The organism is Kitasatospora sp. NPDC028961 (assembly GCF_055564815.1).
In genome coordinates this window covers 1-13,842 of sequence record NZ_JBVHVO010000021.1, presented here as the reverse complement: position 1 = coordinate 13,842, position 13,842 = coordinate 1, and the positions used below count along the sequence as shown (strand labels likewise).

The 13,842-nt window shown below is 74.3% G+C and carries 12 protein-coding genes; 4 read left to right on the top strand and 8 right to left on the bottom strand.

Translation table 11 applies throughout. The annotated features are described in order from the left end of the window. The first annotated feature begins 55 nt into the window (after positions 1–55). Positions 56–838, top strand: coding sequence for an IclR family transcriptional regulator (locus ACZ4UX_RS27470; RefSeq protein WP_465708668.1), 783 nt, complete (start codon positions 56–58; stop codon positions 836–838). Between the two features lie 76 nt (positions 839–914). Here the strand turns inward: ACZ4UX_RS27470 and ACZ4UX_RS27465 are convergent, their stop codons facing one another. The 6 genes from ACZ4UX_RS27465 to ACZ4UX_RS27440 form a co-directional block, all read right to left on the bottom strand. Further along, complete coding sequence (locus ACZ4UX_RS27465) at positions 915–1,718, bottom strand: winged helix-turn-helix domain-containing protein (RefSeq protein ID WP_465708667.1); 804 nt, start codon at positions 1,716–1,718, stop codon at positions 915–917. 82 nt (positions 1,719–1,800) lie between these two features. Further along, positions 1,801–1,929, bottom strand: coding sequence for a hypothetical protein (locus tag ACZ4UX_RS27460; protein ID WP_329490566.1), 129 nt, complete (start codon positions 1,927–1,929; stop codon positions 1,801–1,803). 660 nt (positions 1,930–2,589) lie between these two features. After that, entirely contained in the window at positions 2,590–3,138 is a 549-nt protein-coding gene (locus ACZ4UX_RS27455) for a GTP-binding protein (RefSeq protein WP_329492336.1), read from the bottom strand. A 70-nt stretch (positions 3,139–3,208) separates the two neighbouring features. Beyond that, on the bottom strand, positions 3,209–3,676 hold the full coding sequence (locus tag ACZ4UX_RS27450) for a DUF742 domain-containing protein (protein ID WP_396487808.1): 468 nt from the start codon (positions 3,674–3,676) through the stop codon (positions 3,209–3,211). Positions 3,677–3,684: 8 nt separating this feature from the next. Then, a complete protein-coding gene (locus tag ACZ4UX_RS27445) occupies positions 3,685–4,104 on the bottom strand; it encodes a roadblock/LC7 domain-containing protein (RefSeq protein WP_329490565.1) in 420 nt (139 codons plus the stop codon). Then, positions 4,101–7,103 carry a sensor histidine kinase gene (locus ACZ4UX_RS27440; protein ID WP_465708666.1) on the bottom strand — a complete coding sequence of 1,001 codons (3,003 nt, stop codon included), beginning with the start codon at positions 7,101–7,103 and terminating at the stop codon, positions 4,101–4,103. Before ACZ4UX_RS27440 ends, ACZ4UX_RS27445 begins: the two co-directional genes overlap by 4 nt. Positions 7,104–7,677: 574 nt before the next feature. On the opposite strand from ACZ4UX_RS27440, the gene ACZ4UX_RS27435 reads away from it, so the two are divergent. From ACZ4UX_RS27435 to ACZ4UX_RS27425, 3 genes are all read left to right on the top strand, one after another. Then, positions 7,678–9,507 (top strand): AMP-dependent synthetase/ligase, encoded by a 1,830-nt coding sequence (locus tag ACZ4UX_RS27435; RefSeq protein WP_352291134.1) that lies wholly within the window; start codon positions 7,678–7,680, stop codon positions 9,505–9,507. Between the two features lie 213 nt (positions 9,508–9,720). Next, positions 9,721–10,869, top strand: coding sequence for a polysaccharide deacetylase family protein (locus ACZ4UX_RS27430; protein WP_465708665.1), 1,149 nt, complete (start codon positions 9,721–9,723; stop codon positions 10,867–10,869). Between the two features lie 322 nt (positions 10,870–11,191). Next, complete coding sequence (locus ACZ4UX_RS27425) at positions 11,192–12,070, top strand: nitroreductase/quinone reductase family protein (RefSeq protein WP_465708664.1); 879 nt, start codon at positions 11,192–11,194, stop codon at positions 12,068–12,070. Between the two features lie 105 nt (positions 12,071–12,175). On the opposite strand, the gene ACZ4UX_RS27420 is transcribed toward ACZ4UX_RS27425, so the two are convergent. Further along, positions 12,176–12,976 carry an SGNH/GDSL hydrolase family protein gene (locus ACZ4UX_RS27420; protein ID WP_465708663.1) on the bottom strand — a complete coding sequence of 267 codons (801 nt, stop codon included), beginning with the start codon at positions 12,974–12,976 and terminating at the stop codon, positions 12,176–12,178. A gap of 298 nt (positions 12,977–13,274) precedes the next feature. Beyond that, the gene (locus tag ACZ4UX_RS27415; protein WP_465708662.1) at positions 13,275–13,637 is read right to left on the bottom strand and encodes a VOC family protein; all 363 of its coding nucleotides are present in this window, start codon (positions 13,635–13,637) and stop codon (positions 13,275–13,277) included. Positions 13,638–13,842 lie beyond the last annotated feature (205 nt).

Here is a 13,842-nt window from a genome sequence, read left to right as displayed (position 1 = left end):
GTCTGGAACCGACCCCGGTGGACCCGCCGGGGCGCCGGACCGAACGCGAGGTGCCATGGCCGAGGCCGCCACCGCCGTCCAGAGCCCGCCGGCCGGTGCACAGGCCGTCCAGCGGGCCCTCGGGCTCCTGCACTGCTTCCACGACAACGGCCCCGACCTGAGCGCCTCGGACCTGGCCCGCCGGATGGACCTCTCGGTCTCCACCGCGCACCGCCTGGCCCGCACCCTGGTCAGCGCCGGCTTCCTGGAGCAGGACGAGCAGACCGCCCGGTACCGGCTCGGCCCGGCCGTCGCCGAACTCGGCCAACTCAGCTTCCACCAGCGGGGACTGCACCTGGCCGCACCCGAACTGGACCTGCTCGCCAAGCGCACCGGGGCCACCGCGGACCTCGCGATCCGCAGCGGCCCGCACGCGGTCATCCTGGTCGGCGCCTCCGTGCGCCCGGACACCGGGCTCGGACTGCGGCGCCCGCTGCACTCGACGGCGCTGGGCAAGGTCCTGCTGGGCTGGCCGCGCCCCGGCGAGCCGCAGCCTTCGACGATCGGCCCGCTGCTGCCGTTCACCGACCGGACCATTACCGAACCGGCGCGGCTGGACGCGGAGTTGGCGAAGGTACGGGCCGCCGGCTACGCGCTCAACGACGGCGAGTCGGCGGCCGGGGTCCGCACCGTGGCCGTCCCGGTGCTGGACGGCGCCGGGCAGGCCCGGTTCGCACTGGCCGTCCGCTCGACTCCGGCGCACCTGACCGACGACCGGCTGGACTGGTTCCTGGGGCACGCGCGGACCTGCGCCGCCGCACTGGCCGTCCTGCTGCTGCCGCCTGACCAGCGGACCTGACCGACTGTCATTCATACGTCACGGGCCGGGCGTTCGAAGGAACGCCCGGCCCGTGACGACGGGATTCAGTAGCGGGTCACGCCACCGGGGTGTACTTGTAGCCGACCCGGCGGACCGTGACGATGCTGTCGCGGTAGGCCGCGCCGAGCTTGCGGCGCAGGCGCGCCACGTGCACGTCCACCGTGCGGCCGTCGCCCACGTGGCCGTAGCCCCAGACGGCGGAGACCAGGTGGTCACGGGTGTGCACCCGCTGCGGGTGCTCGGTCAGGTGCGCCAGCAGCTCGAACTCCAGGTAGGTGAGGTCGAGCAACCGCCCGTCGACGTAGGCGTTGCGCCGCTCGGTGTCGACCGAGATGCCGTGACCGGCGGGCCGGACCGGGCGGGCGGCCTGCGGCTGGACCTGAGCGCGGGGCTGGGTCGGGTCCGGCGCCTGCGCGGCGAGGAGCGGGGCGCCCTGGACGTGCTGGCCGGGGCCGACCGCGGCGGCGCCGCCCTCGGCGGGCACCAGCACCAGGTAGCCGACCATCGGATGGCCGGCCGAGGCGCCGAACTGCGCGCCGTACTGGGCCAGCAGGGCCTGCGGCAGCGCCCCCTGCGGGAGCGCGGCGACGACGGTGGCCCCCTCCGGCAGCGCGGCGAGCAGGGCCTGCGCGACCTGGCCGCCCTGCGGCGCCGGGGCCGCGACCGGGGCGGGCGCGACGAAGTGCGACGGCGCCTGGCTGACCTGGTGGTGCGACCCCGACTGGTGCTGGGGGGCGGCGGGGTGCGGCGGGATCGTGGCGCCGTGCCATCGTTCGGCGCTCGACGGGACGGAGCGGACCGCGCGCAGGTGCGGGGTCGCGGCGGGAAGGGGAAGGGTGGCCGTGGAGGAGGAAGACATGGTGCCGCTCATTTCGCGCGTGACGGACGGGGTGGAGTCGTCTGCGCGTCGACCGGGTGTACTGCCGGGGGCTGAACCGAGGTCAGCGGACGGCGGGCCGGGACGCGCTGGGCGAGCCCGGACACGTCTGGTCGAACAGGTGCGGCTGCCGGGACGGCCAGAACGGCTCAAGGTCGAGGTGACCTCGGCTGCTGTCCACGACGTTGCTCATGCGCCCATTCAACCATGTGAACGGACCGTTGCACCGCACGCGGTGCGACGCTCCCGGCACGCCGACGGGCACGGCGGCAGCAGGGGTGGTGATGGGGCGGGCGAGGTTCACTGGTGGTCTCCGCGAGAGCGGGCATGGGAAACGGCGGCACGGCCGGACACCGGCGTCCGGTGCGGCTGGGCCTACGGATTGACGAAGCGTCAGAGGGTGTACTTCACGACCGGGTGGGCCGCGAGGCCCGTCGGACTACCGGGAGGTCGGCCGGTCCGTCACCGACAGCAGGCGCTGCAGATCAGCGCGTGGTCGATGTACCGGCGGATCGTCAGGGCCGGCGTGACCGGGGCCGGCGCGGCCGCGGCGCGGCGGTGGTCGACGGTCACGGTACTGCCCTCCCCCTGGTCCTGGACGCGGTCGCGTGAGCGGTGCGTCGTGGTGCGCCGCCGGGCTTCCCGCGGCGTTCCGGTGTACTCCGAGGCATCCCGAACCGCAGGGCCGGGCGGCCTTCGTCCAGAGCCTTCCACGCCGGACCCGGTCTAGGCAACCTTCCGACCGGCGGACGTCCGGCATGCGGACGCCCGAATGAGACGAGGCTCCTGGCGGCCGCCGACGACCGCCCGGGGCCCCCGGCGTCTGCGCCGGGCCTGATCGGCGGAGCGCCGGTCAGGACCGGCCCGCGCCGCCCCTTCGCTGTGCGCCGACGTGCTCGACCAGGGCGACCAGCACGTCCTTGCCGTCCTCGCGCCGGCGGGCGTCGCAGAGCAGCACCGGGATCCCCGGGTCCAGGTCGAGCGCGTCCCGGACCTCCTCGGCGGCGAACAGCTCGGTGCCGTCGAAGCAGTTGACGGCCACCACGAAGGGGATGCCGCGCTGCTCGAAGAAGTCCACCGAGGGGAAGCAGTCCGCCAGTCGGCGGGTGTCGGCGAGCACCACCGCACCGAGCGCACCTCGCGCCAACTCGTCCCAGACGAACCAGAACCGGTCCTGCCCCGGGGTGCCGAACAGGTAGAGCGCCAGCCCGGCGCGCAGGTCGATCCGGCCGAAGTCCATCGCCACGGTGGTGGTCCGCTTGGCCTCCACCCCCGCGGTGTCGTCCACCGGGCGGCCGAGTTCGCTCAGCTCCTCCTCGGTGCGCAGCGGGCGGATCTCACTGACCGAGCCGACCAGCGTGGTCTTGCCCGCGCCGAAGCCGCCCGCGACCAGGATCTTCACCGCGACCGCCGGACCACCCCGCCAGGGCGGGTCGTCGGCCGTGGCACCGGCAGCGGCGTTCTCGTGGTGGTCAGAGCGCACGGAGTCCATTGATCACGTCTCGCAGCAGGCGCTCGTCCGGCAGCTCGGCGAGCGGAACGGGTCGGGTGACGCTGATCAGCTCGGCGTCGTAGAGGTCGCCGAGCAGCACGCGGACCACACTGACCGGCAGGTCGGTGTAGGAGCCGAGCTCGGCGACGGACAGCGGCTCGCGGCGGCACCAGGTCAGGATGGTCTGGTGCTCCGGGTCGAGCACCAGTGCGGGCACCGCCCCGGCCCGGGGCCCGGGTTCGGCGACGGTGATCAGCGAGATCAGGTCGAACAGGCCGTCCTCGACCGGGCGGGTACGGCCCCGGGTCATCGAGTACAGCCGCACCACCGGACCGGCCTCGTCGTCGAACCACCGGTCGTCGACCGGGGTGCGCGGCTGGAACAGGTCGACCCCGGACTCGTCCCCGGCCGGGTCGTCCTGTTCCAGCTCGGGCTCCTCCTCCGCCATCGGGCCGCTCATCTCCCCGGCGGGGCGGCTTCGGTGCGCGGCTCGGCGGCCATGTGCTCGCCGACCCGCTTGACCAGCAGGGCCATCTCGTAGGCGATCTGGCCGATGTCGGCCTCGGCCTCGCTCAGCACCGCCAGGCAACTGCCGTCGCCGGCCGCGGTGATGAAGAGGAAGGCCTCGTCCAGCTCGACCATGGTCTGGCGGACGCCGCCGACCTTGAAGTGCCCGCCGGCGCCCTTGGCCAGGCTGTGGAAGCCGGCCGCGACGGCGGCCAGGTGCTCGGCGTCCTCGCGGTCGAGGTCGCGGGAGGCCCCGGTGGCCAGCCCGTCACTGGACAGGATCACCGCGTGCCGCAGGGCCGCGACGCGCCCCACGAGATCGTCGAGAAGCCAGTTGAGGTCCCCGGACGACTGCGTCGAAGTGGTCATGAATCTCTTCCTTCCGCTGGAGCGGGTGGTGCGGGTGGTGCCTTCACTGCGGGTGGTGCCTTCACTGCGGATGCTGCAGGTGGTGCCGGTACCGCGGGTGTCGAGGGTGCTGTCTGTGCGGGGCGCGGGGCGGGCGACGCGCCCGGTACCCAGCGGGCGAGCGGGGCCCGGTCGCCGGGCGGCGGGGCGGGCAGGGCCGCCGGGGCCGGGGCCGGTGCGATCGCGCGCCGGTTCGGGTCCGGCGGCTGCCACCCGGGCACGGCGGCCGGCCGGGCGGGCGGGACGGGGGCGGCCGAACCGCGGCCCCGGGTGAAGCCGCGCTGGAAGGAGGCGAACGTCGCCCGCGCCTCCTCCGGCGAGCGCTCGCGGGCGGTCTCGGCAGCCGACCGCTCGGCCTCCTGGACGGCGCGCTCCCGGAGCTGGGGCGCGAGGCTGGCCTGCCGGACGCGGCGCGGCAGCGGACCGGGCCCGCCGGCGCGAGGACCGTCGGCCGCCTGCCCGGCGGAGGGCTGCTCCGCCGGGGGCTGCGCTGCCACGGATCGCCCGGCCTCGGGCAGCCCGGTCTCGGGCAGTCCGGCCGAGGGCCGCCCGACCGAGGGCAGCCCGGCTTCCGGCCGCCCGACCGAGGGCCGCCCGACCGAGGACAGCCTGGCGGAGGGGAAGGCGGCCGGCGGCTGCTGCCCGACCGGCGTGCGGTCCGGCCCACCGGCGGCACCGGCGTCCTGCGGTCCGGCCTCGGCGCCCTCCGGCGCGGCCAGGCCCTCCCGGCGGTGACGGCCCGGGCCCCGGACCGCCTCGTCCGGCGAGGCCGTGACCAGCGTCGGCCCGGTCCTGTTCCGCGCCCGCCGCGGCAGACCGCCCGGGGTACGGGTGATGTCGGGCGCCGACGGCCGCGGGCCGCCGCTCCCCCGGTGGCGTCCGCCCTGGTCGGACGCGGTCCCGACGGCCCGGCGGGCCTCCGGCCCCGGCCCGCCGCCGGCCGTGCCGCTCGCACCGCCCGCCGTACCCGCGCCGCCCGGCGGCGGCACCACGACCAGATCGCGCTCGCCCTGCCCGGCCGGCACCACACGCCGGCCGGGAGCCGCCCCGGCCGGCGCCCCGTCCGACGCCTCCGCCAGCAGCTCGCGCGGGATCAGCACCACCGCGGTCGTCCCGCCGTACGGCGACGGCCGCAGGTGGACCCGGATGCCGTGCCGGCGGGCCAGCCGGCTGACCACGAAGAGGCCCAGGCGGTCGGTGTCCGCGAGGTCGAACTCCTGCTCCACCGCGAGGCGCTCGTTGATCTCGGCGAGCGCGAGTTCGCTCAGCCCGAGCCCCCGGTCGTCGATCTCCAGCGCGAAGCCGTGGGCCACCACCTCGCCCTGGACGGTCACCTGGGTGCTCGGCGGGGAGTACACCGCGGCGTTCTCGACCAGCTCGGCGATCAGGTGGGTGACGTCCGCGACCGCGCTGCCGAGCAGCCCGGTGCCGGGGAACGGCCGGACGATCACCCGCGCGTAGTCCTCGACCTCGCCGACGGCGGCGCGGACGACGTCCACCATCCGCACCGGCTTGCGCCAGGCCCGGCCCGGGGAGCCGCCCGCCAGGATGATCAGGCCCTCGGCGTGGCGGCGCATGCGGGTGGTGAGGTGGTCGACCTTGAAGAGGTCCTCCAGCTCCGCCGGGTCCTCGGTGCGGCGCTCCATGGTGTCCAGCAGCGTCAGCTGGCGGTGCAGCAGCACCTGGCTGCGGCGGGCCAGGTTGACGAAGACCGCGGAGACACCGCGCCGCAGGTCCGCCTGTTCGACGGCGGCCTCGACGGCGGCCCGCTGGACGGCGTTGATCGCCCGCCCGACCTGGCCGATCTCGGCCGAGCCGAACTGCAGCTCCGGCGCCTCGGTCGCGACGTCCACCGCCTCGCCCTTGCGAAGCCGCAGCATCACCGAGGGCAGCCGGGTGCCGGCCAGCTCGTTGGCGGCGTTGCGCAGGCCGATCAGCTCGCGGGCCAGGCCCCGGCCTATTCGGTAGGAGATCATCACCGACAGCACCACCGCGACCAGGCCGATCGCGCCGGCGATGCCGCCGCGCCAGAGCAGCCCGATCGCGTACGAGCGCTCGCGGTCGCCGATCGCCCCCGCCAGCCGGGTGTTGATGGCGGCGAGGTCCCCCAGCGCCCGGTCGGCGGTCTCCCGCCAGGAGTCGCCGTTGATCGCCTGGACCACCCGCTCCGGCCCGCCCGCGCCCACGAAGTCGGCCTCGGCGCGGGAGAGCGCCGCCCAGGCCTCGCCGCCGCGCAGCGCGATGTAGTCGCTCTGGTCGGCCGGGTCGAGCTCGGCGATGTAGACGGTGAACAGCGCCTGCTGGTTGTGCAGGGCGTCGATCGCGACCTGGTACTGCTCGGCGGTGGGCCGACCGGAGGCGGTGCTCAGGCCCTCCATCGCCGCGTCCTCCTGGGAGAGGTACTCGCGGGCCCGGGCCAGCTCGATCAGGATCGTCCCCTGGCGCGGCAGCTGGCCGCTCTGGCGGGCGACGAAGGCGGACCTGAAGCCGAAGGTGGGCTTGACGAGGTCGCTGTACTGCCCGAGCGCGAACTCCCAGTTGAGCGAGGAGCGGTTGATCTGGCTGCGGAGCGGGGTCAGCTGGTCGGCGGCCGCGAGGATCTGCAGGTACCGGCCGCGCTGCGCCGCGTCGAGCTTGCTCCCGTCGTCGGTCTTCTTCAGCCGCAGCGTCACGAGGTCCCGGTCGGTGACGGCCTGGGCCTGCTCGAAGGCGTCCCGGGCGGCCCGCGAGCTCGGGTCGGCCAGCCGCTGGACGGCGGCGCGGCGCTCGTTCTGCAGGTCGTACGCGTACTGGTCGACCGGCTTGCCGAACTCCTTGTACGTACTGCTGACCGCCAACTGGCTCCAGACGTCACCGGTGGTGGCGAGCGTCGCGTACACCCACAGGGCGGTGAGCGCGACGATGGGCACCAGGAGCAGCGCGATGATCTTCGCGCGGATCGAGCTGCTGCGCAGACGCATGGAGTCCTCGGTCGGGAAGTGCCAGGCGCGGACGGGGAGCGGTTCGAAGGGGCGGTCGGCAGAGGAGGGCTGGCGGTGGCGGTACGGCGGCGGTGGTGCGGGGTGGTGCGCGACCTCGGGCGAGGCCTTCGGGTGGGGCTGTCGTTCGGGGTCGCTCTCAGGGGCTGTGGACGACCAGGGTGGCTCACGGCTGTCAACCAGGGCTTTTGCCCTGGTTTCCGGCGGTCGGACCAGGCCGGTCGGCGAGGCCTCGGCCGCAGGTCTGCGAGAGCCTACTACGCCCTGACCACTCGTTCGAGGGTCGAACCCGCCCTCTCCCGACCCCCGGCCCGATGATGTCCGAATGATCCCTGTCATCCCGGATTCACCCCTCGACCGCCCACCCCCGGTCATCCCCCGCCACGGCACTTTCCCTACGGGCCGGTGCCGATCTCGTCGCGTCACGGTCACACCCCTGGGCAGTGACAGAGCAATCCGATAGTTTCGCTCCACCTGCCCGACCGTTCAGCGCGCCGCCGATCCGGACGCCCGTACGGGCCCGGCAGGCAGGGGCCACAACGGGATCGGGGGCAATGTGCGCGAGTTCAGCTCCCCCGCACCGACCGGACCACCGGCCACCGGCGGGCTGGCCGACTCGCTCTACGACACCGCCGAACGCATGTCCGGCCTGGTCCAGCTGGCCCGCCGGACGGACGGCGACCCGCAGTGGCACGAGGTCACCGCGACCGCCTTCCGGGACGAGGTGCTGGCGCTCGCCAAGGGCCTGCTGACCCGGGGCGTCCGGTACGGCGACCGGGTCGCGCTGATGTCCCGCACCCGCTACGAGTGGACGCTGTTCGACTACGCGCTCTGGTCGATCGGCGCGATCACCGTCCCGATCTACCCGACCGCGGCGCCCGAGCAGGTCCGCTGGATCCTCGCCGAGACCCAGGCGGTGGCCTGCCTGGTCGAGGACGAGGACCACGCCATGACGGTCGGCGCGGTCTGCGACGCGCTCCCCGACCTCACCGGCATCTGGCAGTTGGACCGGGGCTGCGTCGACTCGATCACCGAGGACGGCCGCGGGGTGCCCGACTCGCTCGTCCACCGCCAGCGGCTCGGCGTCGCGGCCGAGAACGTCGCCACCATCGTCTACACCTCCGGGACGACCGGCCGCCCCAAGGGCTGCATGCTCACCCACGCCAACCTGGCCTCGGCGGCCGACGCCCTGCTGGACGGCTGGGCCGAGGTCTTCGCGGACACCGGCGGCGGCCAGCCGTCCACCCTGCTCTTCCTCCCGCTGGCGCACGTCTACGGCCGGATGGTGCAGATCGCGGCGATCCGCGGCGGCTTCCGGATCGGGCACATCCCCGAGGTCTCCACCGAGGCCCTGCTGCCCGCGCTCGCCGCGTACCGGCCGACCTTCCTGCACCTCGTCCCCTACGTCTTCGAGAAGGTGTTCCAGCAGGCCCGGCGGGCGGCCGAGGAGGCCGGCCGGGGCGAACTCTTCGAGCAGGCCCGGCAGGTGGCCGTCGAGTGGGCCACCGCCCGCGAGCAGCGCGCGCTCGGCCACGGCCCCGGACCGGGCCCCCGGCTGCGGCTGCGTCACCTGGCGTACGAGCGGACCGTCTACCCACGACTGCGGGCCGTGCTCGGCGGCCGGGTGCGCGGCGTGATGTGCGGCGGCTCGGCCCTCAACCGGGAGCTCGCCCTCTTTTTCACCGGCATCGGCCTCAGCCTGTACGAGGGTTACGGCCTCACCGAGACCTCCGCCGCGATCACCGCCAACCCGGCCGGCCGGCAGAAGCTCGGCACGGTCGGCCGCCCCGTCCCGGGGGCCTCGGTGGCCATCGCCGACGACGGCGAGGTGTGGGTGCGCGGCTCCGGCGTCTTCGGCGGCTACCTCAACCACCCGAGCTGCACCGAGGAGTCGTTGTACGACGGCTGGTTCGGCACCGGCGACCTCGGCCGGCTGGACGAGGACGGCTACCTCACCCTCACCGGGCGCAAGAAGGACCTGATCGTCACCAGCAGTGGCAAGAACCTCGCCCCGGCCACGCTGGAGGAGCGGGTGCAGGCGCATCCGCTGGTCTCGCAGTGCCTGGTGGTCGGCGACGACCGCCCGTACGTGGCCGCGCTGATCACGCTCGACCCGGCCGCCCTGGCGCACTGGCTGAAGTCGCACGGCCGGGAGCAGTTGGACCCGTGGGCGGTGCTCTCCGACGAGCAGTTGCACGCGGAGATCCAGCGGGCGGTGGCCGCGGCGAACACCGCCGTCTCCCGCGCCGAGTCGATCCGCGCGTTCCGGCTGCTGCCGCGCGAGTTCGGCGTCGACCAGGGCCTGATGACGCCCTCGCTGAAGCTTCGCCGGGCGGCGATCACGGAGTACTACCGGCCGGACATCGACGAGCTGTACAGCTCCTGACGGTCCGTCTCGTCCCTTTTGCGGTACGGCGGACAGTGTGCTCACGGCACGTCACTCCCTTGACGATCCGAGTGGTCCAGTCCATTGTTTTGCCTCGGTCTGAGTGCGGCACGCCCACGGCTCCCGCCCCTCGGGGAGCGCTCCACCCCGTTCCACACGCCCTCCCCACGGGCGTGTCCTCCACTGCCCCCACGCAGGAGTCCTCACGTGTCCATGTCCTCACGCCTGTCGGCGCTCGCCGCCTGCACGCTGCTCGCCGTCTGCGGTCTCGCGGCCCCGGCGTCGGCCTCGACCTCTACCTCGGCCGATTCCGCCGGACCGGTCGGGACCGCGGCGCCCGCCGTCAACCTGGCCACCAACCCGGGCTTCGAGATCCCCGCCTCCTCGCTCGCCGACTGGGGCAGCGTCCCCGGCTGGCGCTGCACCGGCGGCCCCGCCGAGGCGTCCGCCACCACCACCGCCCCGCACTCCGGCGGCTCCGCCCTCGCCGTCACCCCGGCGAACGACGACTCCAACGGCGAGTGCGCGCAGACCGTCTCCGTTCGGCCCGGCACCACGTACACCGCCTCGGCCTGGGTCCGCGGCGCCTTCGTCCACCTCGGCGTCACCGGCACCGGGCGCGATGTCGCCCCGGCCTGGACGGCGACCACCAACGGCGGCTGGCAGAAGCTGACCACCCGGTTCACCACCGGTCCCGACGCGCGCACCGTCCGACTGTACGTCCACGGCTGGTACCAGCAGGGTCCGTTCGCCGTCGACGACGTCCGGGTGGACGGTCCGGCGCCCGCTCCGGCCACCGCCGCCGGCTCGGTGCCGACCAGCGACCGGGTCGTCTTCTTCACCGTGGACGACGGCTGGCAGCGCACCCCCGAGGCGGAGCGGTTCATCGCCGACCACCAGCTGCCGATCACCGCGTTCCCGCTGCCCATGCCGGCCGCCACCGACCCCGACTTCTTCCGCCGTGTCACCGCCGTGCCCGGCTCCTCCATCCAGGACCACAGCGTCTCCCACCCGGATCTGACCACGCTCAGCCCGGCCGAGCAGCAGGTCGAGATCTGCGACGCCCGCGACGCCCAGGTCCGCACCTTCGGCACCGCCCCGACCGTCTTCCGCCCGCCGTTCTTCGCCTGGAACGCCGACACCCTGCAGGCCGCCGCCAACTGCGGCATCCAGCACGTGCTGACCGCCGACGCCGACTTCAGCTGGGGTGCCTCCAACATCTGGCACGAGGGCACCCTGTCCCCCGGCGACGTCGTCCTGATGCACTGGACCGACACCCTCGCCGGAGACCTCCAGCGCGCCCTCGCCGCCGCCGACACCGCCGGCCTGAAGCCGGCCGGCCTGGCCTCCTACCTGCGGTAGCCCCCCGACCCGCGTCGCCGCTCCCCCGGGGGAAGAGCGGCGGCGCGCGCTGCCCTCGATCCTGATCGAGCTCGTTGACACGGGGTGGGCGGATGACTGTAATGGGGGCGTGCAGCGCGGTGTCGGCCAAAGAGAACTGGGCCGGCCGGCGACCGGGCGGGCACCTTCGACCGAGGGACGATGCGCGATGAGTTCTCACTCCGCTTCCCTGATCTGACCCAAGCGGCTGCGGCGCTGCCCGCACGCCCGCTTCGGTCCGTTGCGCTCGTGCGATGCGGCGCCGTGGCCTCCACTCCCCATGCACCGGAGACTCCACAGGCGTATGCCCATGTCTTTCAACCAAGCGATCATCGAGGAATTCCGAACCAACGGCGGCGAGGTCGGCGGCCCCTTCGAGGGCGGCGACCTGCTGCTGCTCACCACCACCGGCGCACGGACCGGACAGGACCACACCGTGCCGCTCGGATACGTCCGCGCGGACGGTCTGCTGCTGGTCGTCGCCTCGGCGGCCGGGGCGCCCGACCACCCCCAGTGGTACCGCAATCTGCTCGCCCACCCCGTGGTCCGGGTGGAGCTCGGCGCCGAGGTGTTCGAGGCCGTCGCGGTGCCGGCCGAGGGCGCCCGGCGGGACCGACTGTTCGAGGCGGTGGTCCGGGCCGCCCCCGGGTACGGCGACTACCAGGCGCACACCGCACGGGTGCTGCCGGTGGTGGCACTGGAACGGTCCGGGGCCGAGCGGCGCGAGGTGACCGACCTGGCGGGAAAACTGCTGGAGGTGCACACCTGGCTGCGTGCCCAGCTGCGGCACGTCCGGGCCGAGACGGAGGCCCACTTCGCGGCCGGGCCCGCCGGTGACGGCCGGCCGCCGGGCCTCGGGCTGCAGATCCGGCAGCACTGCCTCGCGCTCTGCGCGGGGCTGACCCACCACCACACCGGGGAGGACGCCGCGATCTTCCCCGCGCTGGCGCGGAGCCACCCGCACCTGCGGGAGACGCTCGCCCGGCTGGGCGAGGAGCACCGTTCGGTCGGCCGGATCAAGGACGGGCTGGTGAAGCTGCTCGCCGGGATCGGGGTGGCCGAACCCGAGCGGTTCCGGGCGGAGCTGGCCCGGATGGCGGCCGAGCTGGAGGCGCACCTGGACCACGAGGAGCGGGAGCTGCTGCCGGTGCTCGCCGGCATCCCGTTCCCACCGGGGCGGTGAGCCGGGGCGTTGAGCCGGTGCGCTGAGCAGGTGCGCTGAGCGAGGCGCCGGCCGGTCCCGCCCCGGAGGTGGGCGGGACCGGCCGGCACCCGGGTGCCGCGCCGGCTAGACCTGCGCGGAGAACACCGGGAGGTAGCCGCCCGACTGCCCGGCGGCCTTCGGGTGGTAGCTCTCCTCGATGGGCAGGGTCGTGCTGTTCAGCCAGGTGGTGCCGGAAGCGCAGATCTCGTGCCCGGTGAAGGCGCCCCGGACGTCACCGAACGCGAAGCCGGCGTCGGCCGCCCGCTTGGCGATGACACCGTCGAGGACGTCCGCCGCGCTGTTGATGGCGGCGCGCTTGGTGTCGCCGATGCCGAAGATGCAGCTGCCGCCGACCTTGTAGAGGTGCGGGTAGCCCAGCACCACCACGCGGGCGTTGGGCGCCTTGGCGTGGATGGCCGCGTAGACCTGGTCGAGCTGGCCGGGCAGGGTGTTGTTGGCGTAGGTCTTCGCGGCGGCGACGGCGTTGAGGCAGGCGCTCTCCGAGTCCAGCACGCAGGTCTGCATGGTGCTGGCGAAGCCCGCGTCGTTGCCGCCGACGCTGATGCTGACGAGCGTCGTGCCGGAGTTCAGGACCGAGAGCTGGTTGTTGAGGACGTCACCGGTTCTGGCACCGGAACAGGCGACGAAGGAGAAGGACGACGGCGCGTGCGCGTTCTTCCAGAGGTAGGCGTAGGCGTTGGTGCTGCGCTTGCAGCTGCCGCTCTCGCTCGTGTAGCTGCCGGAGCCGAGGCCGGAGGCGTAGGAGTCGCCGAGGGCGGCGTAGTTCACGCCGGCCGCGTGGGCTGACGAGGCGGTGAAGAGGGTGGTCATCGTGAGGAGAGCCGCGAGGGCGGCCATGGACATGGCACGGGTGGGGCGTAGCATGACACCTCCAGGGAGTGACGTGAGTCACGTCTGTGATACCAGGCAGTAGGGTGCTCGGTAAGTGGTCATGCCAAGGCAATTGACGGGCAGTCTGACGACGGTGGAGTGAACTCGGCGGCGGGATACGGCAAGTGCGCTGGTCAGGCCCCGGCGGCGCCGTCGGCGGCACCGGTGTCGGGGTGCCCCGATCGAGGGACGGTCACGAGGCCGTCGCGCACTCACCCGCCGGTGCCGGCGCCGGGAATCCGGGGCGGACGGCCGCCGGACGCCGCGCGGGAGCGGACACCGAGGTCCGCCGCTAGGCGCAGACGATCTCCAGCTCGAAGCCCTGACCGTTGATCAGGTGCACCGCCTCGCCGGTGTCCACCCGGACCGTCCACCCGGCCTCGAGGGCGGCGGCCACCGCCGCGCGCGAGCCGTGCACGGCGAGGTGGTTGAGCCCGGCGCGCAGGCGCTGATGACCGCCGGGGAGCAGCGCGGTCGACTGCTCGATCACCAGGTAGGCGGTGCCCAGACGCCAGCTGCGGCCCCGGGGCCACTGCTGGAACGGCTCGCAGCCGAGGGCGAGCAGCACCGGGGACCACTGCGCCTCGGCGGCGGCGAGGTCGTCCACCCAGAGCTCGACGTGGTGGAAGAGCCCTGCCGGATGCGGCACCGTCACTCGGTCACCCCCCGCTCGCACGACGGCCGGGGGCGGGAGAGGCGGGGCGGGGGGCGTCGGGGCCGGGGGCGTCGGCGGGGGCGGCTCCGGCACCGGGGCCGGGGCCGGGGGGGGGGGCCGCGCCAGGGACCACCCCCCCCCCCCCCCCCAAACCCCAACCCCCAGCCCCCCCGACGGGGCTCCCCCCAAAAAACCGAAAAAAACA

Coding starts and splice junctions, on each gene's coding strand:
- ACZ4UX_RS27470 (WP_465708668.1), top strand. CDS start 56: ATGGCCGAGGCCGCCACCGCCGTCCAGAGCCCGCCGGCCGGTGCACAG.
- ACZ4UX_RS27465 (WP_465708667.1), bottom strand. CDS start 1,718: ATGTCTTCCTCCTCCACGGCCACCCTTCCCCTTCCCGCCGCGACCCCG.
- ACZ4UX_RS27460 (WP_329490566.1), bottom strand. CDS start 1,929: ATGAGCAACGTCGTGGACAGCAGCCGAGGTCACCTCGACCTTGAGCCG.
- ACZ4UX_RS27450 (WP_396487808.1), bottom strand. CDS start 3,676: ATGGCGGAGGAGGAGCCCGAGCTGGAACAGGACGACCCGGCCGGGGAC.
- ACZ4UX_RS27445 (WP_329490565.1), bottom strand. CDS start 4,104: ATGACCACTTCGACGCAGTCGTCCGGGGACCTCAACTGGCTTCTCGAC.
- ACZ4UX_RS27440 (WP_465708666.1), bottom strand. CDS start 7,103: ATGCGTCTGCGCAGCAGCTCGATCCGCGCGAAGATCATCGCGCTGCTC.
- ACZ4UX_RS27430 (WP_465708665.1), top strand. CDS start 9,721: ATGTCCTCACGCCTGTCGGCGCTCGCCGCCTGCACGCTGCTCGCCGTC.
- ACZ4UX_RS27425 (WP_465708664.1), top strand. CDS start 11,192: ATGCCCATGTCTTTCAACCAAGCGATCATCGAGGAATTCCGAACCAAC.
- ACZ4UX_RS27420 (WP_465708663.1), bottom strand. CDS start 12,976: ATGCTACGCCCCACCCGTGCCATGTCCATGGCCGCCCTCGCGGCTCTC.